Annotated in this window: 22 protein-coding genes; 17 read left to right on the top strand and 5 right to left on the bottom strand. The window is 66.4% G+C overall.

What is annotated here, in order from left to right; genetic code table 11:
* The first annotated feature begins 118 nt into the window (after window positions 1–118).
* Genes folD through VDQ18_RS13110 form a run of 3 tightly spaced genes read left to right on the top strand, consistent with a single transcriptional unit; the run spans window position 119 to window position 3,822 of the window.
* Complete coding sequence (gene folD / locus VDQ18_RS13120) at window positions 119–1,009, top strand: bifunctional methylenetetrahydrofolate dehydrogenase/methenyltetrahydrofolate cyclohydrolase FolD (protein ID WP_323021386.1); 891 nt, start codon at window positions 119–121, stop codon at window positions 1,007–1,009.
* A 36-nt stretch (window positions 1,010–1,045) separates the two neighbouring features.
* Window positions 1,046–3,415, top strand: coding sequence for a trimethylamine-oxide aldolase Tdm (gene tdm, locus VDQ18_RS13115; protein WP_323021385.1), 2,370 nt, complete (start codon window positions 1,046–1,048; stop codon window positions 3,413–3,415).
* Window positions 3,412–3,822, top strand: coding sequence for a group II truncated hemoglobin (locus VDQ18_RS13110; RefSeq protein WP_323021384.1), 411 nt, complete (start codon window positions 3,412–3,414; stop codon window positions 3,820–3,822). The genes tdm and VDQ18_RS13110 overlap by 4 nt, the downstream gene beginning before the upstream one ends.
* Here VDQ18_RS13110 and VDQ18_RS13105 read toward each other — a convergent pair.
* The 3 genes from VDQ18_RS13105 to VDQ18_RS13095 form a co-directional block, all read right to left on the bottom strand.
* Entirely contained in the window at window positions 3,819–5,090 is a 1,272-nt protein-coding gene (locus tag VDQ18_RS13105; RefSeq protein WP_323021383.1) for a glycerate kinase type-2 family protein, read from the bottom strand. The genes VDQ18_RS13110 and VDQ18_RS13105 overlap by 4 nt on opposite strands.
* Window positions 5,083–6,060: a CoA ester lyase gene (locus VDQ18_RS13100; protein WP_323021382.1), complete on the bottom strand. Its 978-nt coding sequence runs from the start codon at window positions 6,058–6,060 to the stop codon at window positions 5,083–5,085. The genes VDQ18_RS13105 and VDQ18_RS13100 overlap by 8 nt, the downstream gene beginning before the upstream one ends.
* Window positions 6,061–6,169: 109 nt before the next feature.
* Entirely contained in the window at window positions 6,170–6,805 is a 636-nt protein-coding gene (locus VDQ18_RS13095) for a response regulator transcription factor (protein ID WP_323021381.1), read from the bottom strand.
* 198 nt (window positions 6,806–7,003) lie between these two features.
* Here VDQ18_RS13095 and VDQ18_RS13090 point away from each other — a divergent pair, with 198 nt between their 5' ends.
* The 10 genes from VDQ18_RS13090 to VDQ18_RS13045 all read left to right on the top strand — a co-directional run bounded on the left by VDQ18_RS13090 (window position 7,004) and on the right by VDQ18_RS13045 (window position 19,530).
* Window positions 7,004–8,251 carry an aminotransferase gene (locus tag VDQ18_RS13090; protein WP_323021380.1) on the top strand — a complete coding sequence of 416 codons (1,248 nt, stop codon included), beginning with the start codon at window positions 7,004–7,006 and terminating at the stop codon, window positions 8,249–8,251.
* Window positions 8,252–8,278: 27 nt separating this feature from the next.
* The gene (locus VDQ18_RS13085) at window positions 8,279–9,478 is read left to right on the top strand and encodes a malate--CoA ligase subunit beta (protein WP_323021379.1); all 1,200 of its coding nucleotides are present in this window, start codon (window positions 8,279–8,281) and stop codon (window positions 9,476–9,478) included.
* Window positions 9,475–10,365, top strand: a complete 891-nt coding sequence (sucD, locus tag VDQ18_RS13080) for a succinate--CoA ligase subunit alpha (RefSeq protein WP_323021378.1) — start codon at window positions 9,475–9,477, stop codon at window positions 10,363–10,365. Before VDQ18_RS13085 ends, sucD begins: the two co-directional genes overlap by 4 nt.
* Window positions 10,365–11,357, top strand: a complete 993-nt coding sequence (locus VDQ18_RS13075) for a D-glycerate dehydrogenase (protein WP_323021377.1) — start codon at window positions 10,365–10,367, stop codon at window positions 11,355–11,357. The genes sucD and VDQ18_RS13075 overlap by 1 nt, the downstream gene beginning before the upstream one ends.
* Window positions 11,357–13,972, top strand: a complete 2,616-nt coding sequence (locus tag VDQ18_RS13070; RefSeq protein ID WP_323021376.1) for a phosphoenolpyruvate carboxylase — start codon at window positions 11,357–11,359, stop codon at window positions 13,970–13,972. The genes VDQ18_RS13075 and VDQ18_RS13070 overlap by 1 nt, the downstream gene beginning before the upstream one ends.
* Before the next feature lie 21 nt (window positions 13,973–13,993).
* Entirely contained in the window at window positions 13,994–15,289 is a 1,296-nt protein-coding gene (glyA, locus tag VDQ18_RS13065; protein WP_323021375.1) for a serine hydroxymethyltransferase, read from the top strand.
* 350 nt (window positions 15,290–15,639) lie between these two features.
* Window positions 15,640–16,785: an aminomethyltransferase family protein gene (locus tag VDQ18_RS13060; protein WP_323021374.1), complete on the top strand. Its 1,146-nt coding sequence runs from the start codon at window positions 15,640–15,642 to the stop codon at window positions 16,783–16,785.
* Between the two features lie 75 nt (window positions 16,786–16,860).
* A complete protein-coding gene (gene dmmA / locus VDQ18_RS13055) occupies window positions 16,861–17,469 on the top strand; it encodes a dimethylamine monooxygenase subunit DmmA (protein ID WP_416235105.1) in 609 nt (202 codons plus the stop codon).
* Window positions 17,466–18,452, top strand: a complete 987-nt coding sequence (locus VDQ18_RS13050) for a PDR/VanB family oxidoreductase (RefSeq protein ID WP_323021372.1) — start codon at window positions 17,466–17,468, stop codon at window positions 18,450–18,452. The genes dmmA and VDQ18_RS13050 overlap by 4 nt, the downstream gene beginning before the upstream one ends.
* Before the next feature lie 10 nt (window positions 18,453–18,462).
* A complete protein-coding gene (locus VDQ18_RS13045) occupies window positions 18,463–19,530 on the top strand; it encodes a DUF3445 domain-containing protein (RefSeq protein WP_323021371.1) in 1,068 nt (355 codons plus the stop codon).
* 33 nt (window positions 19,531–19,563) lie between these two features.
* Here VDQ18_RS13045 and VDQ18_RS13040 read toward each other — a convergent pair whose 3' ends face one another.
* On the bottom strand, window positions 19,564–20,214 hold the full coding sequence (locus VDQ18_RS13040; RefSeq protein WP_107751213.1) for a helix-turn-helix domain-containing protein: 651 nt from the start codon (window positions 20,212–20,214) through the stop codon (window positions 19,564–19,566).
* 488 nt (window positions 20,215–20,702) lie between these two features.
* Here VDQ18_RS13040 and VDQ18_RS13035 point away from each other — a divergent pair, with 488 nt between their 5' ends.
* The 4 genes from VDQ18_RS13035 (at window position 20,703) to glnT (ending at window position 25,002) form a co-directional block, all read left to right on the top strand.
* On the top strand, window positions 20,703–21,590 hold the full coding sequence (locus VDQ18_RS13035) for a glutamine amidotransferase family protein (protein WP_323021370.1): 888 nt from the start codon (window positions 20,703–20,705) through the stop codon (window positions 21,588–21,590).
* Between the two features lie 3 nt (window positions 21,591–21,593).
* Window positions 21,594–22,280 (top strand): protein GlxC, encoded by a 687-nt coding sequence (locus tag VDQ18_RS13030; protein ID WP_323021369.1) that lies wholly within the window; start codon window positions 21,594–21,596, stop codon window positions 22,278–22,280.
* An 11-nt stretch (window positions 22,281–22,291) separates the two neighbouring features.
* A complete protein-coding gene (locus VDQ18_RS13025) occupies window positions 22,292–23,617 on the top strand; it encodes an FMN-binding glutamate synthase family protein (protein ID WP_323021368.1) in 1,326 nt (441 codons plus the stop codon).
* 80 nt (window positions 23,618–23,697) lie between these two features.
* Complete coding sequence (glnT, locus tag VDQ18_RS13020) at window positions 23,698–25,002, top strand: type III glutamate--ammonia ligase (protein WP_107751209.1); 1,305 nt, start codon at window positions 23,698–23,700, stop codon at window positions 25,000–25,002.
* Between the two features lie 153 nt (window positions 25,003–25,155).
* On the opposite strand, the gene VDQ18_RS13015 is transcribed toward glnT, so the two are convergent.
* A partial coding sequence (locus VDQ18_RS13015) for an ATP-binding protein (RefSeq protein ID WP_323021367.1) occupies window positions 25,156–26,691 on the bottom strand: 1,536 nt, incomplete at its 5' end.

Here is a 26,691-nt window from a genome sequence, read left to right as displayed (position 1 = left end):
CATCCGCATCAACGACCAGGGCTTCGTCGAAGGCCTGTTCTGAACCCACAGGGGCGGCCCTCCGGGGCCGCCCGACATCGCGCCCGGCGGAAGACCCCGGGCGACATGAGGAATGACGATGACGGCGACAATCATTGACGGCAAAGCCTTTGCCGCCCGGATCCGCGGGCAGGTGGCGGACCATGTGACGCGGCTGAAGGCCGAGCACGGGATCACCCCGGGCCTGGCCGTGGTGCTGGTGGGCGAGGATCCGGCGAGCCAGGTCTATGTCCGCTCGAAGGGCAAGCAGACGGTCGAGGCGGGGATGAACTCGTTCGAACACAAGCTGCTGCCGACGACCAGCGAGGCGGCGCTTCTGGACCTGATCGCGCGCCTCAACGCGGATCCGGCGGTGCACGGGATCCTGGTGCAGCTGCCGCTGCCCAAGCATCTGAACGAGGATCTGGTGATCAACGCCATCGACCCGGCGAAGGACGTGGACGGGTTCCATATCTCGAACGTGGGGCTGCTGGGCACCGGGCAGAAGTCGATGGTTCCCTGCACGCCGCTCGGCTGCCTGATGATGCTGCGCGACCATCACGGCAGCCTGTCGGGGATGAATGCGGTGGTGATCGGGCGGTCGAACATTGTCGGCAAGCCGATGGCGCAGCTCCTGCTGGGCGACAGCTGCACGGTGACCATCGCCCACAGCCGGACCAAGGACCTGCCCGAGGTGGTGCGCCGCGCCGATATCGTCGTGGCGGCGGTCGGACGGCCCGAGATGGTGCCGGGCGATTGGATCAAGCCGGGCGCGACGGTCATCGACGTCGGCATCAACCGCATCGAGCGGGACGGCAAGAACGCGCTGGTCGGCGATTGCGACTATGACAGCTGCGCCGCGGTGGCGGGCGCGATCACCCCGGTGCCGGGCGGGGTCGGGCCGATGACAATTGCCTGCCTCCTGGCCAATACGCTGACCGCGGCCTGCCGTGCCAACGGCCTGCCCGAACCCGAGGGGCTCACGGCCTGAGCCGTCCCCGAGAACCGAAAGCGAAAGGGTGATCCCATGCTGGACGACAAATACCCCTCGGTGAAGGCGGGCCCGCCGCGGCCAAGTGGCCTCATTCAGCCGCGCGTCTTCTCGATGCCGCCCGGGACCGAGCGCTATGTCGTCGAGGGCTCGGGCGCGATCCTGATCCGCCTGGAAGCGGGCGACCGGCTGGAGGTGCAGAACACCGAAGGCGGCCAGCCCTGCGAGATCGTCTGCGCCGATCCCAAGGGCGCCAGCGATCCGGGGATCCTGGGCGTGCCGGGCCAGTCGGTGCCGACAGGGCTGATGGCGCTGGTGACGAGCGGCGATCCCTCGCTGCGCAGCCTCCGGTTGGGGCTGCAGGCGCGGGGCATCGAGCTGTCGCAGGCGCGGGCGATCACGCTCTTCGACAGCCAGACCCCGGCCGGCACCGCCGAGAGCTTCACCGCCACCCGCGAGGGTGTGGCGATCATCGCCGCGCCGGGCGGGATCATGGATTTCGAGACGCAGGATACCGCCACGCCCCTCACCGTGATGGTGCGCCGCGCGGTCATCAAACAGGCGCCGCGCTTCGAGCTGCCCGATCCGCTGGCCGAGCCGGTCAGCGACATCCGCGTCCATTCCAGCACCGCCGAGGCCTATTTCGTCAAGGCCGGGGATTACATCCAGATCCTCGATGTGGACGGCCGGCAATGCACGGATTTCCAGTGCTTCGCCGCGCGCAAGCTGGACAAGGGCGTGGTCCATGCGCTGGACGTGACCACCACGCGCACGTTGATGGAACATGCCTATCCGATGCCGGGTCTGCATGCGAAATACTACGACCACGACATGCTGCCGCTGGTCGAGGTGGTGCAGGACACCTGCGGTCGCCATGACGCCTTCGCGCTGGCCTGTTCGGCGAAATATTACGACGACATCGGCTATCCCGGGCACGTCAACTGCTCGGACAACTTCAACGCCGCGCTCGCCCCGCATGGGGTCACGGCCCGGCGCGGCTGGATGGCGATCAACTTCTTCTTCAACACCGGGCTTGATGCGCATGGCGTCATGTATTCGGACGAGCCCTGGTCGCGGCCGGGCGACTACGTCCTGCTCAGGGCGCTGACCGATCTGGTCTGCGTCAGTTCCGCCTGCCCGGACGACACCTCGGCCGCCAATGGCTGGAACCCCACCGACATCCATGTCCGCACCTACAGCGGCAAGGAAACCTTTCAGCGGGCCATCGCCTATCGCCCGACGCCCGATTCGGAGCCGAAAATGACCAAGCAGACTGGCTTTCACGAAAGCTTCGCCCGGTTCACCCAGAACTTCGTCGAATACAACGGCTATTGGCTGGCCAGCCACATGTCGACCGCCGGCGCCATCGAGGAATACCACGCCTGCCGCCAGAAAGCGGTGGTGATGGACCTGAGCGCGCTCAGGAAGTTCGAGATCACCGGGCCGGACAGCGAGGCGCTGTGCCAATATGTCTTCACCCGCAACATGAAGACCCTGCCGGTCGGTGGCGTGGTCTACACCGCGATGTGCTACCCGCATGGCGGCATGATCGACGACGGCACCGTGTTCCGTCTGGGCAAGGACAATTTCCGCTGGATCGGCGGGTCGGATTACGGTGGCGAATGGCTGCGCGAGAAGGCGGCGGAACTCGGGCTGAAGGTGCTGATCCGCGCCTCGACCGACATGCAGCACAACATCGCCGTGCAGGGGCCCGAAAGCCGCGACATCCTGAAGAAGGTGATCTGGACCGCGCCGCACCAACCGCGGTTCGAGGCGCTGGAATGGTTCCGCTTCACCCCGGCGCGGATCGGCGACGCCGAGGGGATCCCGGTCGTCGTCTCGCGCACCGGCTACACCGGTGAGCTGGGCTACGAGATCTTCTGCCATCCCAAGCACGCGGGCGCCGTCTTTGACGCGGTCTGGGAGGCCGGGCAGCCGCACGGTCTGACGCCGATGGGGCTGGAGGCGCTGGACATGCTGCGCATCGAGGCCGGGCTGATCTTTGCAGGCTACGATTTCAGCGACCAGACCGACCCGTTCGAGGCCGGTATCGGCTTCACCGTGCCGCTGAAGACCAAGCCCGACGATTTCATCGGCCGCGACGCGCTGATCCGCCGCAAGGAGCATCCGGCAAGGAAGCTCGTGGGCCTCGACATCGACAGCAATGTCGCGGTCGGCCATGGCGATTGTGTGCATATCGGCCGGGCGCAGATCGGCGAAGTGACCTCTTCGATGCGCTCGCCGCTGTTGGGCAAGAACATCGCGCTGGCGCGGCTCGACGTGGCGCATGCCGCCGAGGGGACCGAGGTTGAGATCGGTAAGCTCGACGGTCAGCAGAAGCGCCTGCCTGCGCGTGTCGTGCCCTTCGCGCATTACGACCCGCAGAAGACCCGTCCGCGGTCGTGACCGGGACGCCGCTCGACGCGCTGGGGGGCGAGGAGGCGCTGCATCGCCTCGTCACCCGGTTCTACGACCGCATGGAGACCGACCCGGCGGTCCATTCCCTGCACCGCCTGCATTTTCGCGGGCATGGCCTGTCGCATACGCGGCAGGCCCAGTTCGAATTCCTTTCGGGATTCCTGGGCGGGCGGGCCTATTACCGCGAACGCAACGGCCACATGAACCTGCGCGAGATCCATGCCCATATTCCGATCCGCGCCGAAGATGCCGAGCTCTGGCTCGACACTTTCGACGCGGCGCTGCGCGATTGCGGGATGGAGGGGCAGGTGGTCGAAAGGCTGCGCGCGACCCTGAGGCGGGCCGCGCATGTTCTGGTCAATGAGGTGACCGACTGGCGTCGGGGCGAGGCCTAGCCCAGCAGCAGGATCTGCACATCCGCCACATTGGTGCCCGTCGCGCCGGTCAGCAACAGGTCACGCGACAGGGCCAGCGCCCGGTGGCTGTCGTTGTTGGCAAGCAACGCTTCCGGGTCGGCGCCGATCTTGCGCAGGCGCGGCAGGCTGTTCTGGTCGGTGATCGCGCCCGCGGCGTCGGTCGGGCCGTCGCGGCCGTCCGTTCCGCCCGAGAGGAACACCCAGGGCCGCACCAGAGGGCGGGCATCGGCCAGCGCGGCAACCCTCAGCGCCAGTTCCTGATTGCGACCGCCCAGCCCGTGGCCGGTCAGCCGCACCGTGGTCTCGCCCCCCCAGACCAGCGCCAGCGGCCCCTCATGCCCCCGGTGCTGCTGCAGCGCGGCAAAAATCCGTGCGGCGGCGGTGGAGACATCGCCGGTCAGCGGTGCGGGATCGGCGATCACGGAAAGGTCCGGCGCGAGGGCCTTTGCCGCGGCCTCGACACTATGGGCGTTGCCGCCGATCAGGTGGTTGTCGGCCGGTGGCAGGGGGGTGCGGTCCTCTGGCCCTTGCAAATGCCTGCGGATCGGGGTGGGCAGCGCGTCCCAGAGGCCCGCGCCTTGCAGGATCGCCTGCGCCTCGGCCCTGGTGCCCAGGGGGGCGACGGTCGGGCCGCTGGCGATGGCCCGCAGATCGTCGCCGACCACATCCGACAGGATGAAGGAAGTGACCGGCGCCGGGGACGCAAGCCGCAGGAAACCGCCGCCCTTCAGTTGCGAGACCTGCTGGCGGACCAGATTCATCGCGACGATGTCCAGCCCGCTGGCCAGAAGCGCCGCGTTCAGGGCCTGCTTGTCGGCCAGGGAAATTCCCGGCGGTGGGGCGGGCAGCAGGGCGGAGCCGCCGCCCGAGATCAGAGCGATCACCCGATCCTCGGGCCCTGCCGATTGCAGCAATGCGATCACCGCACGCGCGGCCTCGGCGCCGGTTTCGTCGGGCACCGGATGCCCCGCGCGGAAGACGCGGGCAGATCCCGCGGCCTCCTCGTTCCCGGCCTGCGTGATGCAGAGAGCCTCGATCGTTCCAGACAGCTGCGGCAGCAGGGCCCGCGTCATTGCGGGTGCCGCCTTGCCCACCGCAACCACCAGATACCGCCCGCCCGGACCCGGGGCGGGCAGCGGATGCTGCGCCAGGCTACGGGCCAGCGCGCGGCCGGGATCGGCGCGGCGCACGGCCGCGTCAAACCCGGCGCGCGCCGCCTCTTTCAGCGCGGCGATGCGGTCACGCACTGGCGATCTGGCGGGCTTTCTCCACCAGTACCTCGGCTTGCCGGATCGAGGCGTAGTCAATGAGCCGCCCGTCCAGCGACACGGCCCCTTTGCCCGCCGCCTCGGCCTCGGCCATGGCGACGAGGATGCGTTGCGCCTTGGTCACCTCGGCCTCCGACGGGCTCATCACCTCGTTGGCCAGCGCGATCTGGCTGGGGTGGATCGCCCATTTGCCCTCGCAGCCCAGCACCGCGGCGCGTTTGGCGGCGGCGCGATACCCCTCGGGATCCTGGAAATCGCCGAACGGGCCGTCAATCGGGCGGAGCCCATTGGCGCGGGCGGCGACGACCATCCGGGCCAGCGCGTAATGCCACATGTCGCCCCAATGGGTGGCACGACTGCCGTCCGCCAGAGGGTCGGTCAGCACCGAGTAATCGGGGTTCACGCCGCCGATGATCGTGGTCCGCGCGCGCGTCGAGGCGGCGTAATCGGCGACGCCGAAATGCAGGCTTTCGTTGCGCTTCGAGGCCGCGGCGATTTCGGAGACGTTCTGCATGCCCAGCGCGGTCTCGATGATATGCTCGAAGCCGATGCGCTTCTTGTAGCCCTTCGCATCTTCGATCTGGGTGACCAGCATGTCGACGGCATAGACGTCGGCGGCGGTGCCGACCTTGGGCACCATGATCAGATCCAGCCGCTCGCCGGCCTGTTCGACCACATCCACCACGTCGCGGTACATGTAATGCGTGTCCAGCCCGTTGATGCGGATCGACATGGTTTTCTTGCCCCAGTCGATCTCGTTCAGGGCCTTGATGATGTTCTTTCTGGCCTGCGCCTTCTCATCGGGGGCGACCGCATCCTCGAGGTCGAGGAAGATCACATCCACGTCGGATTCTGCTGCCTTTTCAAACATTTGCGGCTGGGACCCGGGCACGGCGAGCTCCGAGCGGTTGAGGCGGGCGGGGGCTTGTTCGACCAGATGGAACGACATGCGCAAGATCCTTTTCGTTGACGACTCAGGGGGGACGTCCTTTTGGGATTTGCGAAAACGATTTGCCTGTCAAGAAAAATTATTTCCCATCAGGTGCGGCAATCTTGCCTTATCCATCGTCCGAGCGGCTGCGGGCGGAATAAAAATACGCGATGGCCTGGGCGCGGTTCTTCACCGACAATTTGTCGAAGATGTTGGAGAGGTGGAACTTCACCGTGTTGGTCGAAATCCCCTGCCGCGTGGCCAGCTCGCGGTTGGTGAGGCCGGTTGCCAGCGCCTCCAGCAGGCCCCGCTCCTTGCGCGACAGGCTGGCGATCGGATCGTCGCGCAGCTGCCGCACGTCCAGGAACGGAAACACCATCTTGCCCGCCGCCACGTCGAGGCAGGTCTGGATCAGCGTCTCGATCGGGGCCGAGCGCGGTGCAAAGGCCGCCGCCCCCGCCGCCATCGCCTTGCGCGGAACGTCATTGCCGTCGCGGCCATAGACCACCAGCCGGGGCGCGTTTTCCTGCGCGCGCAGCACCTCGACCAGCTTCTCGCCGCCCAGAACCGGCAGGTTCCAGTCGATCACGCCGATCTTCACCGGCACCCGCATCACCGTTCCCAGGAACCCCTCGGCCGTGGCGCTGGTGGCGACCAGCGAGAATCGGGGATGACGCTCGAAAGCCTCGGACATGGCGGACAGGACCAGCGGATTGCCATCCGCCAGCATGATGTCGATCTGCGGCGCCTTCTGAACAAGCATATGAAAATCCTCCCAGATTCCCAAGAAACCACCCATTCGGGCAGGGGATATTTCGGTATACGCCGGAATACTTACCGGAATGGGTAGGTTTCTCCCCATCCGTTTAGATGCCCGTTTGCAGGATAGACTGGCGTTTTCAGCCTCAGCAAGAAATTTTATTTCCTTAGGGGAATGATCTGAGCAATTCCCGGAGGCACCATGACCGCGACCACGATCTTCCCGCCGCTGCACATCCCCGCCACCATCGCCGCAGGCCCGGGGCCGGGGAACACCGACGCCCGCGTTCTGGCCGCCTATGCCGGTGCCGGGATCGCCGACCACATGCACGCCGACGTGCTGCGCGGCATGGTCGAGGCCAAGCAGATGCTGCGGCAGGTCTGGGGCACGAAGAACGTGCACACTTTCGGCGTGGCCGGGACCGGCTGGAGCGGGCTCGACGTCATGTTCAGTGCGGTGATGCCGGGCGACAGCGTTGTCGTCTTCAACAACGGCACCTTCTCGGGCATCGACGGGCTGACCGTTCGGATGAAGGCCGCCACGGCCGAGGAACTGGCCGCCGCGCCCTTCGACCCCAAGCCCGCCTCCGTCACCGTGATCGACGTGCCGCATGGCCAGTCCGTCACCGCCGAAATCGCCCAGGCGGCGCTGGCCAAGCACAAGCCGAAATGGGCGGTGATGGCGCATTGGGAGACCGGCTCGGGCCGGATCAACGACCTGCGCGGCTTTTCGGACGCCTGCGTGCGGCATGGGGTCATGGGGCTGGTCGATGCCGTCTCGTCGCTGGGCGTCGCCGATTTCCGCATCGACGAATACCCGGGCGTCCAGGGCTGGGCCTCCTGCCCGCAGAAGGGCATCTGCTGTCTGCCGCTGACCTATGCGCCCGTCTCGTTCACGGACCGCTACATCGCCGAGTTGCGCAAGACCGGCACCCGGACTTTCGTGCACAACCCGGTGCTGGAGGCGCGGCATTGGGGGATCCTCGACGGCAAGGATGTCGAGAAGGGGACCTATCACCGCACCCATTCCGCCTATGCCGTTGCCGCCTTCCACGAGGCGCTGCGCATCACCCTGCAACAGGGCCTGGGCAACCGCGCCCGCGCCTATGCCCGCCATGAGGCAGCGCTGCGCGACGCGGTGGAGGCGATGGGCTGCACGGTCACCTCCAACATGACCTCGCTGGTGGTGCTGAACCTGCCGCAAGCGCTGGCCGGGCGCGAGATGGAGCTGGTGCAGAACTGCAGGGCGCAGGATTTCGGCATCTGGCCGACGCTGTCCGCCCCGGTGCAGGTGCGGATCGGCATCCTGAACCTGCTGAGCCCCGCCGCCATCACCGAGATCGTCACCCGTTTCGGCCAGGCGATCCGCGATCTGGGCGGCGCTTTCGACCAGACGGCGGTCGATGCCGTGCTGGACCGGCATTTCGCCGGTGCCCTGGCCGCCGAATAAGCACGCCCGTTCGAGGAGGAGAGACGAATGGATATCCATGAATATCAGGCCAAGGAAATCCTCGCCAGTTTCGGCGTGGACATTCCCCCGGGGGCGCTGGCCTACAGCCCCGAACAGGCGGCCTATCGCGCCCGCGAGATTGGCGGCGAGCGCTGGGTGGTGAAGGCGCAGGTCCATGCGGGCGGGCGCGGCAAGGCGGGCGGCGTCAAGGTCTGCTCCTCGGATCAGGAGATCCAGAAGACCTGCGAAGGGCTCTTCGGCCGCAAGCTGGTCACCCATCAGACCGGCCCCGAGGGCAAAGGCATCTACCGTGTCTATGTCGAGGGCGCCGTACCGATCGAGCGCGAGATCTATCTGGGGCTGGTGCTGGACCGCACCTCGCAACGGGTGATGATCGTCGCTTCGGCCGAGGGCGGGATGGAGATCGAGGAAATCTCGGCCCAGAAGCCCGAAAGCATCGTGCGCGCCACGGTGGAGCCGGCGGTCGGCCTGCAGGATTTCCAGTGCCGTCAGATCGCCTTCAAGCTGGGGATCGACCCGGCGCTGACCCAGCGCATGGTCCGCACGCTTCAGGGCTGCTACCGGGCGTTCCGCGACTATGACGCGACCATGGTCGAGATCAATCCGCTGGTGGTGACGGGCGACAACCGGATCCTGGCGCTCGACGCGAAGATGACCTTCGACGACAACGCGCTGTTTCGTCATCCGCAGATCAGCGAGCTGCGCGATAAGAGCCAGGAAGACCCGCGCGAAAGCCGCGCTGCCGACCGGGGGCTCAGCTATGTCGGGCTCGACGGCAATATCGGCTGCATCGTCAACGGCGCGGGTCTCGCCATGGCGACGATGGACACGATCAAGCTGGCGGGCGGCGAGCCTGCGAACTTCCTCGACATCGGCGGGGGCGCCACGCCCGAGCGGGTGGCCAAGGCCTTCCGGCTGGTGATGTCGGACAGCAATGTCCAGGCGGTGCTGGTCAACATCTTCGCCGGCATCAACCGCTGCGACTGGGTGGCCGAGGGCGTGATCCAGGCCCTGCGCGAGGTGCAGGTCGATGTGCCGGTGATCGTGCGTCTGGCCGGAACCAATGTCGAGGCGGGGCAGAAGATCCTCGCCGAATCCGGTCTGCCGCTGATCCGCGCCAATACGCTGATGGAAGCCGCCGAGCGCGCCGTCGGCGCGTGGAAGAACGATCTGACCCAGGACACCAGAGTGAGGGCTGTGAAATGAGCATCTTCATCGACGAAAGCACCCGTGTGATCGTGCAGGGCATCACCGGCAAGATGGCGCGTTTCCACACCAATGACATGCTGAACTACGGCACCCGGGTGGTCGGCGGCGTGGTTCCCGGCAAGGGTGGCCAGCTGGTCGACGGCCTGCCGGTCTTCGACACGGTCGAGGAAGCGGTTGCCGAGACGGGCGCCGAGGCCAGCCTCGTCTTCGTGCCGCCGCCCTTCGCCGCCGACAGCATCATGGAGGCCGCGGATGCCGGCATCCGCTATTGCGTCTGCATCACCGACGGCATCCCGGCGCAGGACATGATCCGCGTCAAGCGCTACATGTACCGCTATCCCAAGGAGCGCCGCATGGTTCTGACCGGGCCCAATTGCGCGGGCACCATCAGCCCGGGCAAGGCGCTGCTCGGGATCATGCCGGGGCATATCTATCTGCCGGGTCCGGTGGGGATCATCGGCCGCTCGGGCACCTTGGGGTATGAGGCCGCGGCGCAGCTCAAGGCACATGGGATCGGCGTCTCGACCTCGGTCGGGATCGGCGGTGACCCGATCAACGGCTCGTCCTTCCGTGACATCATCCAGCACTTCCAGAATGACGACGACACGCAGGTGATCTGCATGATCGGCGAGATCGGCGGCCCGCAGGAGGCCGAGGCCGCGGCCTACATCCGCGACCATGTGACAAAGCCCGTCATCGCCTATGTCGCGGGTCTGACCGCGCCGAAGGGCCGGACCATGGGCCACGCCGGGGCCATCATCTCGGCCTTTGGCGAAAGCGCGTCCGAGAAGGTCGAGATCCTGACCGCGGCCGGGGTGACGGTCGCGCCCAACCCTGCGGTGATCGGCGATACCATCGCCCGCGTCATGGCAAAGGCCGCGTGATGAACGCGCCCGCGATCATGGGCCGGAAGCCCCGCGTGCTGGTCACGCGGCGCTGGCCGGCGGCGGTCGAGGCCGCGCTTGCCGAGCGGTTCGAGGCGGTGTTCAACACCGCCGACAGGCCGCTCGCCCCGCAGGATTTCCGTCAGGCGCTGGCCGATTTCGACGCGATCCTGCCCACCGTGACCGACGGTCTGGGGCAGGAATCCCTGACCATCGCCCAGCCCCGCACAAGGCTTCTGGCCAATTACGGCGTGGGTTTCAGCCATATCGACACCGCCAGCGCCCGCTCGCTGGGGATCGCCGTGACCAACACGCCGGATGTCCTGTCCGAATGCACGGCCGACATTGCCATGACCTTGATGCTGATGGTCGCCCGCCGGGCGGCCGAAGGCGAGCGTGAACTCAGGGCCGGGCAATGGACCGGATGGCGGCCGACGCATCTGGTCGGCGCCAAGGTTTCGGGCAAGGTGCTGGGGATCGTCGGCTTCGGCCGGATCGGTCAGGCGATGGCGCAGCGCGCGCATCATGGTTTCGGCATGCGGATTCTGGTGCAGAACCGCTCGCCCGTCCCGGCCGAGGTGCTGGCGCGCTACGATGCCGAGCAGGTCGAAAGCCTCGACGCGCTGCTGCCGCGCTGCGATTTCGTCTCGCTCCATTGTCCGGGCGGGGCGGGCAACCGGCATCTGATCGACGGGCGCAGGCTGGACCTGATGAAGCCCGACGCCTTCCTCATCAACACCGCAAGGGGCGAGGTGATCAACGAACACGCGCTGGCGCAGGCCCTGATGTTCAACCTGATCGGTGGCGCGGGCCTCGATGTCTATGACGGCGAGCCACGGGTGGCGCCGGTGCTTCTGGACTGCGACAATCTGGTGATGCTGCCGCATCTGGGCAGCGCCACGCGGGAAACGCGCGAGGCGATGGGCTTTCGGGTGCTCGACAACCTCACCGACTTCTTCGACGGGCGCGAGCCGCGCGACCGGGTGGCGTGATGGAACACGCCGCCCCCCTGACCGGAGCGGGCGACCACGCCGCCCGCACCTCCGCCCTTCTGCGCAAGGTCTGGGCCCGGGTGCTTGCCCGCCGCGCGCCCGGGCTCGACCCCGCCGCGTCTGAATGGGGCGCCGGGGATCTGGCCGAGCATCTGCAGGCTGCGACGATCTGGTTTCACCTGCAACAGATCCTCGATGAATTGCTGGCGATGCGCGCCACGCGCGAGGCCGAGAAGCAGGGTCGCCTGCCGCCCGGCACCTTTCGCGCCGCCATCGAGGCCGTGCCCGAGCGCCGCGCCGCGATCCGCACGCTGCTGAGCGAGGGGCGGCTGTCGGTCGGGCCGACGATAACCGCCCATCCGACCGAGGCCAAGCGCGTCACGGTGATGGAGATCCATCGCCGCATCTATCGCGCGCTGGTCGGTTTCGAGGAACAGCGCTGGACCCCGCGCGAAGTGGCGCGGATGGAGCGGCGGCTGGAGATGGAGATCGACCTCCTCTGGACCACCGGCGAATTGCGGTTGGAGCGGCCGACGCTGGAGGCCGAGATCGACTGGGGCCTGCAATTCTATCGAAACAGCCTGTTCGAGGCCGTGCCGCGCCTGTTTGAACGCTACCTCGATGCGGTGGGGACGGCGTTGGGCCCGATGGAGCGCGATGCCTGCTGCCTCAGGTTCCATTCCTGGATCGGCGGCGATCGCGACGGCAATCCCAATGTCACCGCCCGCGCCACCGCGCTGGCGCTGGAGCGCGCCCAGGCGGCGATCCGCGCGCTCTATGTTCAGGCGCTGGATGCGATCATTCCGCAGCTCAGCCTGTCCGATTACCGCGCCGCGCTGCCCGGCCCGCATCGGGTGCGGCTGCAGGCGCTGGTCGCGCGGCGGGCCGACGATCCGCTGGCCTGCGCCGCCCGCAACCCCGATGAGCTGTTCCGCCAAGCGGCGAGCGCGCTGCGGCAGGCGGTGGCCGCCGGGCGCTATCCATCCGTGCAGGATCTGACCGAGGATCTGCGCGCATTGGAGGCAGCGCTTGCAGCCGCCGGGGCCGGGCTGGTGGGCGAGGAACTGATCCGCCCGCTGCGCTGGCAGGTCGAGGTCTTCGGGCTGCGCGCCCATACGCTGGACATCCGGCAGAATTCGGCGGTGATCACTCGGACCCTTGCCGAAATCTGGGTGCTGCAGGGGGGTGCGCCCGCCACAGGCTCGCCCGCCTGGTCCGAACGGTTGCGCCGTGAGCTGGGCTCGCCCTCGCTGCCGTTCCTCGACATCGGGCGGCTGGGGCCGGAAGCGGCCGAGACGATCCGCCTGCTGCACCTCATGCGCAAGACCCTCGCCGGACCCGATCCGCAGGCGCTGGGACCGTTCATCCTGTCGATGACCCGCTCGGCCGACGATCTGCTCGCCGTCTATCTGCTGGCGCGTTACGCGGGTTTCGGGGCCGAGCGTCTGGCGCTGAAACTCGTCCCCCTCTTCGAGACGATCGAGGATCTGCGCGCCGCGCCCCGGATCATGGACGAGGTGATGGCCGTGCCGCTGGCCGCGCGCAGCCTGCGCAATGCCTCGGGCCGCGTCGAGATCATGCTGGGCTATTCCGACAGCAACAAGGACGGGGGGTTCCTCACCTCGATCTGGTCGCTGGACCGGGCGCAGCGGGCTTTGATGCGGCAATTGGGCAGGCGCGGCGCACGGCCGGTCTTCTTTCATGGGCGGGGCGGCTCGGTCAGCCGGGGCGGGGCGCCCACCGGCCGCGCCATCGCCGCGCAGCCCGCGGGCACGCTGGAAGGCGCGCTCAGGCTGACCGAACAGGGCGAGACCGTCACCGCGAAATACGGCAACCCCGGGACCGCGGCGGCGCAGCTGGAATTGCTGGCGTCCTCTGTCCTGCGCCACAGCGCCGAACCGCCGTTCGAGGCCGTGGACCCCGAAACGGACGACGCGATGGAGGCGCTGTCCAGCCTCAGCCAGACCGCCTATCAGGGTCTGATCGCCGATCCCGGCTTCATCGGCTATTTCACCGAAGGCAGCCCGGTGGAGGAGCTGGCCCTCCTGAAGATCGGCTCGCGACCGGCGCGGCGGTCGGGGGCGACCAGCCTTGACGACCTGCGCGCCATCCCCTGGGTCTTTGCCTGGACCCAGAACCGCCACATGATCAGCAGCTGGTACGGGTTCGGCAGCGCGCTGCAGACCTTCTGCCAGGTGCGGGGCGCGGGTGGCGAGGCACTGCTGGAACGGATGTTCGGGCAGATGCCGCTCTTCCGGCTGGCGGTCGACGAGGTGGAAAAATCCCTGGCCCTCGCCCGGCTCGACCTGGCAGAGCCCTATGCCGGGCTGGTCAGCGACCGGGCCGCGGCCGAACGGATCTTCGCCCGGATCGGTGCCGAGCATGACCGGACCCGCGCCATGATCGGTCGACTCACCGGCCAGCCCCTCGCCGCGCGTTTCCCCCGGTTCCAGGCCCGCCACGCCAGGAACGAGGCCGCGCTGCGTGCCGCCCATGCGGCGCAGGTCGCGCTTCTGGCGCGGTTGCGTGCCGAAGGGGGCGAGGCGGTCGAGACCCGCATTCACCTCATGCAATCCATGAACTGCATCGCCGCCGGTCTTGGCTGGACCGGCTGACACTCGACAGGGAGAGAAAGAATGAACGCCCCCCACAAGAGCCCCGGCTTCTTCACCGACCGGCTGGCCACCAGCGACCCCGACCTGCACGCTGCGATCACCGGCGAGCTGGCCCGCCAGCGCGACGAGATCGAGCTCATCGCCAGCGAGAACATCGTCAGCCGCGCGGTGATGGAGGCGCAAGGCAGCGTGATGACCAACAAATACGCCGAGGGCTATCCCGGGCGGCGCTATTACGGTGGCTGCGACTGGGTCGACAAGGCCGAGGTTCTGGCCATCGAGCGGGCTTGCCAGCTTTTCGGCTGCGGTTTCGCCAATGTGCAGCCCAATTCCGGCAGCCAGGCCAATCAGGGCGTGTTCAACGCACTCTTGAAACCCGGCGACACGATTCTGGGCATGAGCCTCGACGCGGGCGGGCATCTGACGCATGGCGCGGCGCCCAACCAATCGGGCAAATGGTTCAATGCCGTGCAATACGGCGTGCGCCGTCAGGACAACCGTCTCGATTACGATCAGGCCGAGGTTCTGGCCATGCAGCACAAACCCCGGCTGATCATCGCCGGTGGTTCGGCCATCCCCCGGCAGATCGACTTCGCCCGCATGCGCCGGATCGCCGACCGGGTCGGGGCCTATCTGCTGGTCGACATGGCGCATTTCGCTGGGCTGGTGGCGGCGGGCGCCCATCCCTCGCCCTTCCCGCATGCGCATGTGGTGACGACGACGACGCACAAGACCCTGCGGGGCCCCCGCGGCGGGATGATCCTGACGAATGACGAGGCGATCGCCAAGAAGGTCAATTCGGCGATCTTCCCCGGCATTCAGGGGGGCCCCCTCATGCATGTCATCGCCGCCAAGGCCGTGGCTTTCGGCGAGGCGCTGCAACCGGCGTTCCGTGACTATATCCACGCGGTGGTGGCCAATGCGCAGGCGCTGTCGGACCAGTTGATCAAGGGCGGGCTCGATACCGTGACCAAGGGCACGGATACCCATGTCGTGCTGGTGGATCTGCGGCCCAAGAAGGTGACGGGCAAGGCGACCGAGGCGGCGCTGGGGCGGGCGCATATCACCTGCAACAAGAACGGTGTGCCCTTCGATCCCGAGAAGCCGACGATCACTTCGGGCATCCGGCTGGGCAGCCCGGCCGGTACCACGCGCGGCTTCGGCGTGGCCGAGTTCCGCCAGATTGCCGACTGGATCATCGAGGTGGTCGATGGCCTCGCCGCGCATGGCGAGGAGGGCAATGGCGCCGTCGAGGCCAGGGTCCGCGCCGAGGTCGAGGCGCTCTGCGCCCGGTTCCAGGTCTATCCCGGGCTCTGAGCCTCTTCCGAAGGCTTCAGGGGGCATCGGGTGATTCTCGCCCGGTGCCCTTTTCCCGGCGCGGAGGGAGGATTGGAGCGAACCAATCTGCCGCGTTTTTAAACATTGGTCTGGACCAATGCATTTTCTGGACGCTATCCTCTGCAACGGAGGATGTCGGGGCGACGGGCAGGGAGGCCAGGGTCGCGCCGGTTTTCAATGAATGATCAAGATTTTGTGGTGCCACCCGGTGGCGGCTGCCGCATTTCCGGATCTTTCCTTGTAGGAAACAATTGTGAACTAAAGTGTTGCTTTTTGATAGGCCTTACGGTCGTATGCCAAAGGAACACGTTGCCCTGGGAGGTCAGAACATGGCGATTATCTACAGAACCTCGGCGCTTGCGCAGCGCCATGCCGAGATCGGCGGCGAGCTGGAAGACTGGAACGGCATGGGCACCGCCTGGTTCTACGACCACAGCGACGAACGCGCCGATGCCGATTACATGGCCGTGCGGACCAAAGCCGGTCTGATGGATGTCTCTGGTCTGAAAAAGGTCCATCTGGTTGGACCGCATGCCGCCGCCGTCATCGACCGCGTGACCACTCGCAACGTCGACAAGATCATGCCGGGCCGCGCGGTCTATGCCTGCATGCTGAACGACGAAGGCAAGTTCATCGACGATTGCGTCATCTACCGGCTGTCGGTGCACCATTGGATGGTGGTGCATGGCGCGGGCACCGGCCATGAATCGCTGGCCATGGCGGCTTACGGCAAGAATGTCGCGATGATGTTCGACGACAATCTGCACGACATGTCGCTGCAAGGGCCGCTGGCGGTCGATTTCCTGGCCAAGCATGTGCCGGGGATCCGCGATCTGGCCTATTTCGGGATTGTTCAAACCAAGCTCTTCGGCAAGCCCGTCATGATCTCGCGCACCGGCTACACCGGCGAGCGCGGTTACGAGATCTTCTGCGAGGCGCGTCATGCCATGGCGCTGTGGGATGCGATCCTGGCCGATGGCAAGGAGATGGGCATCCGGCCGGTGCAATTCTCGACCCTCGATCTGCTCAGGACCGAAAGCTACCTGCTCTTCTTCCCGGGCGACAATTCCGAGACCTTCCCCTTCCCCGACGAACCCTGCGGCGACACGCTGTGGGAGCTGGGCCTCGATTTCACCGTCTCGCCGGGCAAGACCGGCTTCCGCGGGGCCGAGAACCATTATGCGCTGAAGGGCAAGGAGCGGTTCAAGATCTATGGCGTGAAGCTGGAAGGCATGACCAAGGCCGATATCGGCGCCACCTTGCTGAAAGAGGGCAAGCCGGTCGGCGTGGTGACCTTCGGCATGCGCTCGCCCTTGAACAAGCACAGCGTCGGCATCGCCCGGATGCCGGTCGATTGCGCCGTGCCCGGGACGCGGATGACCGTGCGCAACAAGGACGGGGTCGAGATCCCCTGCACCGCCGAAGAGATGCCCTTCTACGACAAGGACAAGCTGATCCGCAGCGCCAAGGGCTGACCCATCGCCGCAGGCGCCGCCCCCGGGGCGGCGCCTGTTCACCAACAGGGAATGAACAACGGAGAGACTGCCGCAATGTCGAGAGTCCAGTTTCCCACCAGCATTGCGAGCCGGCCGGTCTATGGCACTCTCGCGCCGCGCCCGGGCAAGGCGCATCTGATGATGGCCGATGCCGAGGGGGCCGAGGCGCTTCTGGATCTGGCCGCGCACGATGCTGGGCTGATGGCCAGGGCGCATATCCTCTATATTCCGCGGGCGACGGGTGAGGCCTTCACGGCGCGCCTCAGGGCGCTCAATCCCGCCCAGCTCTATATCGGTCCCAGTTTCGATGCCGCCCTGCCGCGCCTGCGCCGGGTCCTGTCGGATGCCCATATGGGCCTGCAGGTCTATCTGGCCGGGACCGAGGGGCTGATGGGCCGTGCTGCGGCCGAGGTCGCGGCGGCCGGGATCCCCTATGGCGCCGTGCAGACCGAGCATCGCGGCTCGCTCGCGCGGCGGATGCAATGCGTCCATTGCAAGGGCATCACCGAGGATGTGACGACCGACCCCTTCGTCTGCTCGCATTGCGGGCTGAACCTGTTCGTGCGCGACCATTATTCGCGCCGGCTCGCTGCCTTCCAGGGTGTCTGCATCGACGCCGAGGACCCCGGCAACGTCCCCGAGCCCGTGGAGCTGTACAAATGAGCGCCGCCCCCCAGAAAGCCAAGGCCGGCGCCGAGAAGATCGAGGTGATCGTCAGCGCCGTGGTTCCGGTCAACGAGCTGGTCACCCGGTTCGAATTCCGCCGCCCGGATGGCGCGCCCTTCCCGCCCTTCTCGGCGGGCGCGCATACCGTGGTCGAGATGAAGGATCAGGGCCGCACGCGCCTCAATCCCTATTCGCTGATGTCCGACCCTGCCGATCCCAGCCTCTATGCCATTTCGGTGCGCCGCGACGATCAGGGCAGGGGCGGCTCGCTGTTCCTGCACCGGCAGGTGAAGCCGGGCGACCGGATGACGATCAACTATCCGGTCAACCTGTTTCCGGTCGACCTGCGCGGGCGCAAGCATGTGTTCCTGGCGGGCGGCATCGGTATCACGCCGTTCCTGGCGATGATCGCGCAGCTGGAGAAGCTGGGCGCGCGGTGGGAGCTGCATTACTCCGTCCGCAACGCCGCGCTTGGATCCTACGCCGATGACCTGACCGCCCGGCATCCGGGCAAGGTACGGGTCTATCACGACGACCAGAAGCAGGCGATCCCGCTGGGCGATCTGCTGGACGGTCAGCCGCTCGGCACGCATGTCTATGTCTGCGGCCCCAAGGGCATGATCGACTGGGTGCACCGCACCGCGACCGAGCATGGCTGGCCGAAGGACAACGTCCATTCCGAGGAATTCCTCGCACCGCAGCCCGGCACGCCCTTCGAGGTGCGGCTCTGCAAGTCGGACATGACCATCACCGTGGGCGAGAACGAGAGCCTGCTGGAAGCCATGGAACGCTGTGGCGTCGATGCACCGTTCCTGTGCCGCGGCGGTGCCTGCGGCCAATGCGAAACCGATGTCGTCGAGCATGACGGCACCTTCATCCACCGCGACCATTGGCTGGAAGACGACCAGCGCGCCAGCGGCAAGAAGATCATGCCCTGCGTCAGCCGCTTCGTCGGTCCGACGCTGGTCCTTGACCGATAGGGAGACCCGAATGACCATCCAGTTCAACGACGAGACCTTCCGCGGCGATTACTCCTTCCGCAATTCGCCCTGGGCGATCAAGCGCTTCCCGTTCCCCTTCCACGAAGACAGCTACATGTATTCGGTGAACATGGAGCAGCACCGCGGCGGCCCGGCGGGCTCGGTCTTCGAGAAGCGCTTTGACGTGGACGAGCATTACGTGTCCGAGATGCGCGACCGGGCGCTGGTCCTGGCCGATGATCCGCTGCGCTGCCAGTCGTTGCCGCATATGACGCTGGCGGGCTGGGACCTTCTGGAACTCATCATGGTGTCGAAGTCCGAGGATTACCCGGACCTCTTCGAACTCCATCGCGACGGCGACCGCTGGCGCTGGGTGAACAAGCCCTTGGGCATCGACGATACCTTCACCTTCATGGATGAGACGACGCTGCCCTACGGGCCGCTTGAATACATCACCCGCCAGACGCAGGGCGATTTCGCGGTGCTGGATCAGCGCGACGACAACCTGTGGATGGACGCCGGGATGGTGACGACGCAGGCCGACTGGTCGCTCGATTTCGACATCGGCATGAACTTCTTCGAATGGCACGCCCCGGTGCCGCTGGCGCATGAACTGGGGATCTTCAAGCGCGCGCTGAAGTTCCTGATGAACGTGCAGCAGGGCGCGCCCGCGCGGCGTCTGAACTGGACGATGACGGTCAACCCGCTTCTGGATACCAGCCCCGAGAATTACCACAAATGGGGCATCCAGAAGACCGAACTCACGGCCGAGAACATCGGCGCCAAGCAGCATCTGCGGGTCGAGTTGCAGACCTTCTATCGGTTGCCGCGCTCGAACGCGCTGGTCTTCCCGATCCGCTGCTATTTGATCGCTTTTCAGGATCTGGTGACCGTGCCGAAATGGGGCCGCCGCCTGCACCGGGTGATCCGCGACCTGCCCGAGGAACTGGCCACCTATAAGGGGTTCATCGCCAACCGGCCGCTGATGATCGAGTATCTCGGCCGCTACGACGACGGGCTTCCGACCTCGCCTGGGGTCTGGGCCGATCTTGAGACGGAACCGCCCTTGCAGAAATGACCGAAGGCCCCCGCGATCCGGGGGCCTTTTTCGCTACTTCTCGCGCGGGTAGCTGATGATCGACAGATAGCGCGCAGGCAGTTGCACCAGGCGTTCGGGCCCATGCGGCGCGTCGGCGTCGAAGAACAGCGTATCGCCCGGCTCCAGCGGGAACATGTCCGAGCCGTGGCGGTAATCGACCTTGCCCTCCAGCATGTAGATCATCTCGATCCCTTCGTGCTGGAAGGTCTTGAAGGTGTCGGATTCCGAGGTCAGCTGGATCAGATAGGGTTCGACGATCACGCCGCTGGAATTGGACCCGATGTGGCCCAGAAGCTTGTACTGGTGCCCGGCCCGGGTGCCAGCGCGCTCGATCTCGACCCCGCGGCCGGCCTTGGTATGCACCGCCTGTCGGCGTTCCTCATAGCCCTTGAAGAAGGCGGTCAGCGGCACCGAGAGTGCATTGGCCAGCGTCTGCAGCGTGGTCAGCGAGGGCGAGGTATTGCCGTTCTCGATCTTCGACAGCATGCCGATGGACAGGTCCGTGAGCTTCGACAATTCGGCCACGGTGATGTTCTGCTGCTTGCGATAGTTGCGGACCTCGCGGCCGATCGCGACCTCGAGGATCTTTTCCCGCTCTTCGCGCACGCTGTGCGGATCTTGGGTCAGCTTGGACACGCTTTCCGGCCCCACGCCTTTGGTCATCTGGACACTCTCTCTTCAGCACTACGGTCAATCGCGCGACTTTTCCAGTGATCCGCCCGGCAACCCCGATCATTCCCATGATGCAAAGTTTTTGAACCAGTTTCAAAGACTTTGCAGAAACCCCCGGGATTGGCCCGGCTTCTGCCCTCAAACGGGGTGGTGCGCCGCTTCCAATGGCCGTGCGACGGGCAGACGCGGGGCGACTCGCCCGGGGGCGATTCGCCGGGGCTGTGGTGCCGGCGTGCCTTTCGCCGCGCTGGTGCCGACGGCTGAGGGAAGAACGGGCCCTGACCCCCTTTTCATTTCCGCCCGTTTGGCAGGCAAAGCCCGCAAAATCCGGTGTTCCGGGCGGCAGGCGCCCGGGCTGACTGCTGCTGCAGACTTTCTTCACCCCAGTCGCAAAAGTTTCTTGTCGAGACAAAAAGTTTCCTGCTAATCATGTTGCAGAGAGCCGCAGAGGCGGCCCCCCAGATCAGATGGAGGAAACCATGTGTGGGATCGTCGGCTTGTTCCTGAAGAAGGATGCCCTGCGCCCGAAGCTGGGCGACATGCTCACCGACATGCTCATCACCATGACCGACCGCGGCCCCGACAGCGCCGGGATCGCGATCTATGGCGATGAACACGGCAAGCTGAAAATCACCGTCCAATCCGACACGCCCGACACCGATTTCGCGGGTCTCGAGGGGACGCTGGCCGCCGCCGTCGGCGCGCCGGTGACGATCCGTGTCGTCGACACGCACGCCGTGCTGACCCTGCCGCTGGACACCGAAGCCGCAGCGCTCGCTTTCCTCGAGGAAAAGAAGCTGCGCGTCATGGGCGTGGGCGAGAGCATGGAGATCTTCAAGGAAGTGGGCCTGCCCAAGGACGTGGCCGAGCGGTTCGGCCTGCGCGCCATGGGCGGCAGCCACGGCATCGGTCATACCCGCATGGCCACCGAAAGCGCCGTGACGACGCTGGGTGCGCACCCGTTCTCGACCGCCTCGGACCAATGCCTGGTGCATAACGGCTCGCTGTCGAACCACAACGACATGCGCCGCAAGCTGGCCAAGAAGGGCATCTACACCAAGACCGAGAACGACACCGAAGTGGGCGCTGCCTATATCTCCAGCCGCATTGCCGAGGGCGCGACCCTGGGCCAGGCGCTGGAAGGCACGCTGAAGGACCTCGACGGTTTCTTCACCTTCGTCACCGGCACCAAGAATGGTTTCGGCGTGGTCCGTGACCCGATCGCCTGCAAACCCGCCGTCATGGCCGAGACCGAGGACTACGTCGCCTTCGCCAGCGAGTACCGCGCCTTCGCCGATCTGCCCGGCATCGAGGGAGCCCGCGTCTGGGAACCCGAACCCGCCACCGTCTATTTCTGGGAGCGCTGATCCATGCCCACCACCCTCGACATGGCCACGACCGAGCTGCGCGAGGTCAACACGACCCTGCAGGCCGCCGCCAAGGCGCAGGTCAATGAACCCTATGTCATCGTCAATCCCCGCGGCAGCCATGCCATGGCCTGCGGTCTGGACGGCCCGCTGAACGTGACCGTCAAGGGCTCGACCGGCTACTACACCGCCGGGATGAACAAGGAAGCCAGCATCACTGTCGAAGGCTCGGCCGGTCCGGGCGTTGCCGAGAACATGATGTCGGGCACCGTCACCATCCTGGGCGACGCCAGCCAGTATGCCGGGGCCACCGGCCACGGCGGCCTTCTGAACATCAAGGGCAACGCCAGCTCGCGCTGCGGGATCTCGATGAAGGGCATCGACATCGTCGTGCATGGCAACATCGGCCACATGTCCGCCTTCATGGCGCAGCGCGGCAACCTCGTGGTGCTGGGCGACGCCGGGGATGCGCTGGGGGACAGCCTTTACGAGGCGCGCCTCTTCGTGCGGGGCACGGTCAAGAGCCTCGGCGCCGATTGCGTCGAGAAAGAAATGCGCGCCGAGCATATCGAGATCCTGAAGGACCTGCTGGAGCGCGCGGGCGCCGACGCGAAACCCGAAGAGTTCAAGCGCTACGGCTCGGCCCGGACGCTTTACAATTTCCACATCGACAACGCCGCGTCGTACTGAGGGCTCACCCCATGGACAAGACCCCCCAAACCCTGCCGCGCCAGTCGTGGACCTTCTCGAACGAGACCAATTCCGAGATCCGCCGCGCCGCTGCAACCGGGATCTACGATATTCGCGGGGGTGGCGCGAAACGCCGGGTGCCGCATTTCGACGATCTGCTGTTCCTCGGCGCCTCGATCAGCCGCTATCCGCTGGAAGGCTACCGCGAACGCTGCGACACCTCGGTCACGCTGGGCACGCGCTTCGCCAAGAAGCCCATCGAACTGAAGATCCCGATCACCATCGCCGGCATGTCCTTCGGCTCGCTCTCGGCCAATGCCAAGGAGGCCCTGGGCCGCGGCGCCAGCGCTGCCGGGACCTCGACCACCACGGGCGACGGCGGCATGACGAATGAGGAGCGCGGGCATTCCACGCAGCTGGTCTACCAATACCTGCCCTCGCGCTATGGCATGAACCCCGACGACCTGCGCCGCGCCGATGCCATCGAGGTCGTGGTCGGGCAGGGGGCGAAGCCCGGCGGCGGCGGCATGCTGCTGGGCCAGAAGATCACCCAGCGTGTGGCCGACATGCGCTCGCTGCCGGTGGGCATCGACCAGCGCTCGGCCTGCCGTCACCCCGACTGGACCGGGCCGGACGATCTGGAGATCAAGATCCTCGAACTGCGCGAGATTACGGGTTGGGAAAAGCCGATCTACATCAAGATCGGCGGCGCGCGCCCCTATTACGACACCGCGCTGGCGGTGAAGGCCGGGGCCGATGTCGTCGTGCTGGACGGTATGCAGGGCGGCACCGCCGCGACGCAGGACGTGTTCATCGAACATGTCGGCCAGCCGACACTGGCCTGTATCCGTCCCGCCGTGCAGGCGCTTCAGGATCTGGGGATGCATCGCAAGGTGCAGCTCATCGTCTCGGGCGGGATCCGCAACGGCGCGGATGTGGCCAAGGCGCTGGCGCTGGGGGCGGATGCCGTCTCGATCGGCACCGCGGCGCTGATCGCGCTGGGGGACAACGACCCGAAATGGGAGAGCGAGTACCAGAAACTCGGCTCGACCGCCGGCGCCTATGACGATTGGCACGAAGGCCGCGACCCGGCCGGGATCACCACGCAGGACCCCGAGCTGATGAAGCGGCTCGATCCCATCGCTGCCGGGCGGCGGTTGCGCAACTATCTCAACGTGATGACACTGGAGTGCCAGACCATCGCGCGCGCCTGCGGCAAGAGCCATGTGCACAACCTCGAACCCGAGGATCTCTGTGCGCTGACCATGGAGGCGGCCGCCATGGCGCGGGTGCCGCTGGCCGGCACCGACTGGTACCCGGGCAAGCCGGGCTTCTGAGGCCGGAACAACGGCAATTCGATGACGGGGACGCGGGCGGAGACAAGCCCGCGCCACCAACAGGGAAAAAAGGAAGGCCTATGACCGATCTCGCCGCCTTCGCCCGCGACAAGGGCGTAAAGTACTTCATGATCTCCTACACCGATCTGTTCGGTGGACAGCGCGCCAAGCTGGTGCCGGCCCAAGCCATTGCCGACATGCAAGAGGACGGGGCCGGTTTTGCCGGTTTCGCGACCTGGCTGGATCTGACGCCCGCGCATCCCGACATGCTGGCCGTGCCGGACCCGGCCTCGGTCATCCAGTTGCCCTGGAAGCCCGAAGTTGCCTGGGTTGCCGCCGATTGCGTGATGGAGGGCAAGGAGCTGGAGCAGGCGCCCCGCAACGTTCTGCGCAAGCTGGTGGCCGAGGCCGCCAAGGAAGGCCTGCGCGTCAAGACCGGGATCGAGCCCGAGTTCTTCCTGCTGACGCCGGATGGCGAGCAGATCTCGGACGAGGCCGACACCGCCGAGAAGCCTTGCTACGACCAGCAGGCGGTCATGCGCCGCTATGACGTGATCGCCGAGATCTGCGATTACATGCTCGACCTCGGCTGGGGTCCCTACCAGAACGACCACGAGGACGCGAACGGCCAGTTCGAGATGAACTGGGAATACGACGACGCGTTGATCACCGCCGACCGCCATTCCTTCTTCAAGTTCATGGTCAAGTCGGTGGCCGAGAAGCACGGCCTGCGCGCCACCTTCATGCCCAAGCCCATCGAGGGCCTGACCGGCAACGGCTGCCACGCGCATATCTCGGTCTGGGACAACGAGGGCAAGACCAACGTCTTCGCTGACAAGTCCAAGGAGCTGGGCCTGTCCGATCAGGGCCGCACCTTCCTTGGCGGGATCATGAAACACGCCGAGGCGCTGGCCGCGATCACCAACCCGACGGTCAACAGCTACAAGCGCATCAACGCGCCGCGCACCGCGTCGGGCGCGACCTGGGCGCCGAATTCGGTGACCTGGACTGGCAACAACCGCACCCATATGGTGCGCGTCCCCGGGCCCGGCCGCTTCGAGCTGCGCCTGCCCGATGGCGCGGTGAACCCCTACCTGCTGCAGGCCGTGATCATCGCCGCGGGTCTTTCGGGCGTGCGCTGCAAGGCCGATCCGGGGCGGCGCTACGACATCGACATGTATGCCGAGGGCCATCAGATCACCGATGCGCCGAAACTGCCGCTGAACCTGCTCGACGCGATCCGCAATTTCGACAAGGACGACGAGCTGAAGGCGATGCTGGGGACCGGTTTCTCGGCCAGCTACATCAAGCTCAAGCGCAAGGAATGGAACAGCTTCGTGTCCCATTTCACGCGCTGGGAGCGTGACAACACGCTCGACATCTGAACACGAACCCTGAGAGGGCCGGGGATCAGTCTCCCACCGGCCCGAACCTTCCGGGGGCCAATGGCCCCCGTTTTTTATTGGCACCTTCGTTTCGTCACTGCACCCGACGCGGGCCTTTCGAGCCATCGACCGGGCAGATCCGGTGCAGGATCGTCACGAGACCAGCCCCTGCTGCTCTTTCGCCGAGCGCAGGGCTTCGAGCAGCAGCGTCCGGTTCAGCGGTTTCGCCACGCATCCGACGAAGCCCTCGTCAAGGTATTCGCGCACCTGATGCGCCATCACGTTGGCGGTGAAGGCGATGGTCGGCGGGCAGGGGCGGCCCGCCGCTTCGGCCTCACGTGCGATCTGGCTGCGCGCCGCGATGCCGCCGAGTACCGGCATCGAAATGTCCAGCAACATCACGTCAGGCGCGCCGTCGCGCCATGCCTCGACCGCCTGTTGGCCGTTGTTGACCAGCGTCAGGACGACACCCGTGCCGCGCAGCATCGCCTCCAGAACCCGCCGGTTCGTGGCATTGTCATCCGCCGCCAGCAATTTCAGCCCTGCCAGATCCTGGGCGGAAACGCCCTCGGAACTGGCCGGTTGGGCCACCACCTGGTCGGGAAGCGGCAACAGGACGGTGATCGACGTGCCCTCGCCCAGAACCGACCGGACGTCGATCTGGCCCTTCATCATCGTCACCAGATGGCGCACGATCGACATGCCGAGGCCGGTGCCCCCATAGCGCCGCGCCACCGACCCGTCGCCCTGCACGAAGGCTTCGAACAGCGATTCCAGCTGTTCAGGCGACATGCCGGGGCCGGTATCGGTGATGCAGAGGCTCAGATCCTGTCCGGCGCGGTTCGACACGACGACCGACACGGACCCCTTCTCGGTGAACTTGATGGCGTTCGAGATCAGGTTGTGCAGGATCTGGCCGAACCGATGCACGTCGCCAGTGCGCGCCGGCCCCTGTGGCAAGAGGCCCGAGAGGCTCAGGTCCAGACCCTTCTCCTCGGCCCGAAGCTGGTGAAGGGCGACGATGCGCTGCAGCGTCTCCTCGGGCTGGAACGGGTTCTCCTCGAGTTCGAGCTTGTTCGCCTCGATCTTCGACAGGTCCAGAATGTCGTTGAGGATGTTGTTCAGGCTCTGTCCGCTCTCGCGGATCGTGGTGACCATGGCCCGCTTGTCGGGGTCATTGATCAGGCTTTCCAGCACCTGCGCCATGCCCAGTACGCCGTTGAGCGGGGTGCGGATCTCGTGGCTCATGTTGGCCAGGAAGATCGACTTGGCGCGGCTGGATTCGTCCGCCGCCTGACGGGCCCGCTGCACGCTGGTCACGTCCATGCCCGCACCGCGATAGCCGCGCAGCTTCCCCTTGTCGTCGAAAACGGGCGTCCCCGACAGCTGCAACCAGATTTCGCCGTGGCCCTGCGTGTTCAAGGGGAAGACGAAATCCTTGAAGGTCTGCTGCCCGGCGATCGTCCCGTCCAGGGAGCCCCAATCCGCCGTCTGCCTGTCGGTGGCATCGCCGCGGCCGAGAGCGCGCAGGTCCTTGCCGATCAGCTGCTGTCGCGGCAGCCCGGTGATGTCCTGATAACTGGAGGAGAGGTAGGTCAGCCTGCCCTCCGCATCCTGTTCCCACAGAAAGCTGCGGCTGATCCGCGAGACGCTCTGATAGCGGCTGTTCGTCTCGCCCTGACGGCGCAG

Source organism: Pararhodobacter sp. (genome assembly GCF_034676075.1).
Taxonomy (GTDB): Bacteria; Pseudomonadota; Alphaproteobacteria; order Rhodobacterales; family Rhodobacteraceae; genus Pararhodobacter.
The sequence above is the reverse complement of the archived record's forward strand: the minus strand, read 5'-3'. Positions and strand labels throughout refer to the sequence as shown.

Bases quoted from the DNA above. Each gene is read 5' to 3' on its own strand.
- folD (WP_323021386.1), top strand. From the start codon at position 119: ATGACGGCGACAATCATTGACGGCAAAGCCTTTGCCGCCCGGATCCGC.
- tdm (WP_323021385.1), top strand. From the start codon at position 1,046: ATGCTGGACGACAAATACCCCTCGGTGAAGGCGGGCCCGCCGCGGCCA.
- VDQ18_RS13100 (WP_323021382.1), bottom strand. From the start codon at position 6,060: ATGTCGTTCCATCTGGTCGAACAAGCCCCCGCCCGCCTCAACCGCTCG.
- VDQ18_RS13095 (WP_323021381.1), bottom strand. From the start codon at position 6,805: ATGCTTGTTCAGAAGGCGCCGCAGATCGACATCATGCTGGCGGATGGC.
- VDQ18_RS13090 (WP_323021380.1), top strand. From the start codon at position 7,004: ATGACCGCGACCACGATCTTCCCGCCGCTGCACATCCCCGCCACCATC.
- VDQ18_RS13085 (WP_323021379.1), top strand. From the start codon at position 8,279: ATGGATATCCATGAATATCAGGCCAAGGAAATCCTCGCCAGTTTCGGC.
- sucD (WP_323021378.1), top strand. From the start codon at position 9,475: ATGAGCATCTTCATCGACGAAAGCACCCGTGTGATCGTGCAGGGCATC.
- VDQ18_RS13075 (WP_323021377.1), top strand. From the start codon at position 10,365: ATGAACGCGCCCGCGATCATGGGCCGGAAGCCCCGCGTGCTGGTCACG.
- VDQ18_RS13070 (WP_323021376.1), top strand. From the start codon at position 11,357: ATGGAACACGCCGCCCCCCTGACCGGAGCGGGCGACCACGCCGCCCGC.
- glyA (WP_323021375.1), top strand. From the start codon at position 13,994: ATGAACGCCCCCCACAAGAGCCCCGGCTTCTTCACCGACCGGCTGGCC.
- VDQ18_RS13060 (WP_323021374.1), top strand. From the start codon at position 15,640: ATGGCGATTATCTACAGAACCTCGGCGCTTGCGCAGCGCCATGCCGAG.
- dmmA (WP_416235105.1), top strand. From the start codon at position 16,861: ATGTCGAGAGTCCAGTTTCCCACCAGCATTGCGAGCCGGCCGGTCTAT.
- VDQ18_RS13050 (WP_323021372.1), top strand. From the start codon at position 17,466: ATGAGCGCCGCCCCCCAGAAAGCCAAGGCCGGCGCCGAGAAGATCGAG.
- VDQ18_RS13045 (WP_323021371.1), top strand. From the start codon at position 18,463: ATGACCATCCAGTTCAACGACGAGACCTTCCGCGGCGATTACTCCTTC.
- VDQ18_RS13040 (WP_107751213.1), bottom strand. From the start codon at position 20,214: ATGACCAAAGGCGTGGGGCCGGAAAGCGTGTCCAAGCTGACCCAAGAT.
- VDQ18_RS13035 (WP_323021370.1), top strand. From the start codon at position 20,703: ATGTGTGGGATCGTCGGCTTGTTCCTGAAGAAGGATGCCCTGCGCCCG.
- VDQ18_RS13030 (WP_323021369.1), top strand. From the start codon at position 21,594: ATGCCCACCACCCTCGACATGGCCACGACCGAGCTGCGCGAGGTCAAC.
- VDQ18_RS13025 (WP_323021368.1), top strand. From the start codon at position 22,292: ATGGACAAGACCCCCCAAACCCTGCCGCGCCAGTCGTGGACCTTCTCG.
- glnT (WP_107751209.1), top strand. From the start codon at position 23,698: ATGACCGATCTCGCCGCCTTCGCCCGCGACAAGGGCGTAAAGTACTTC.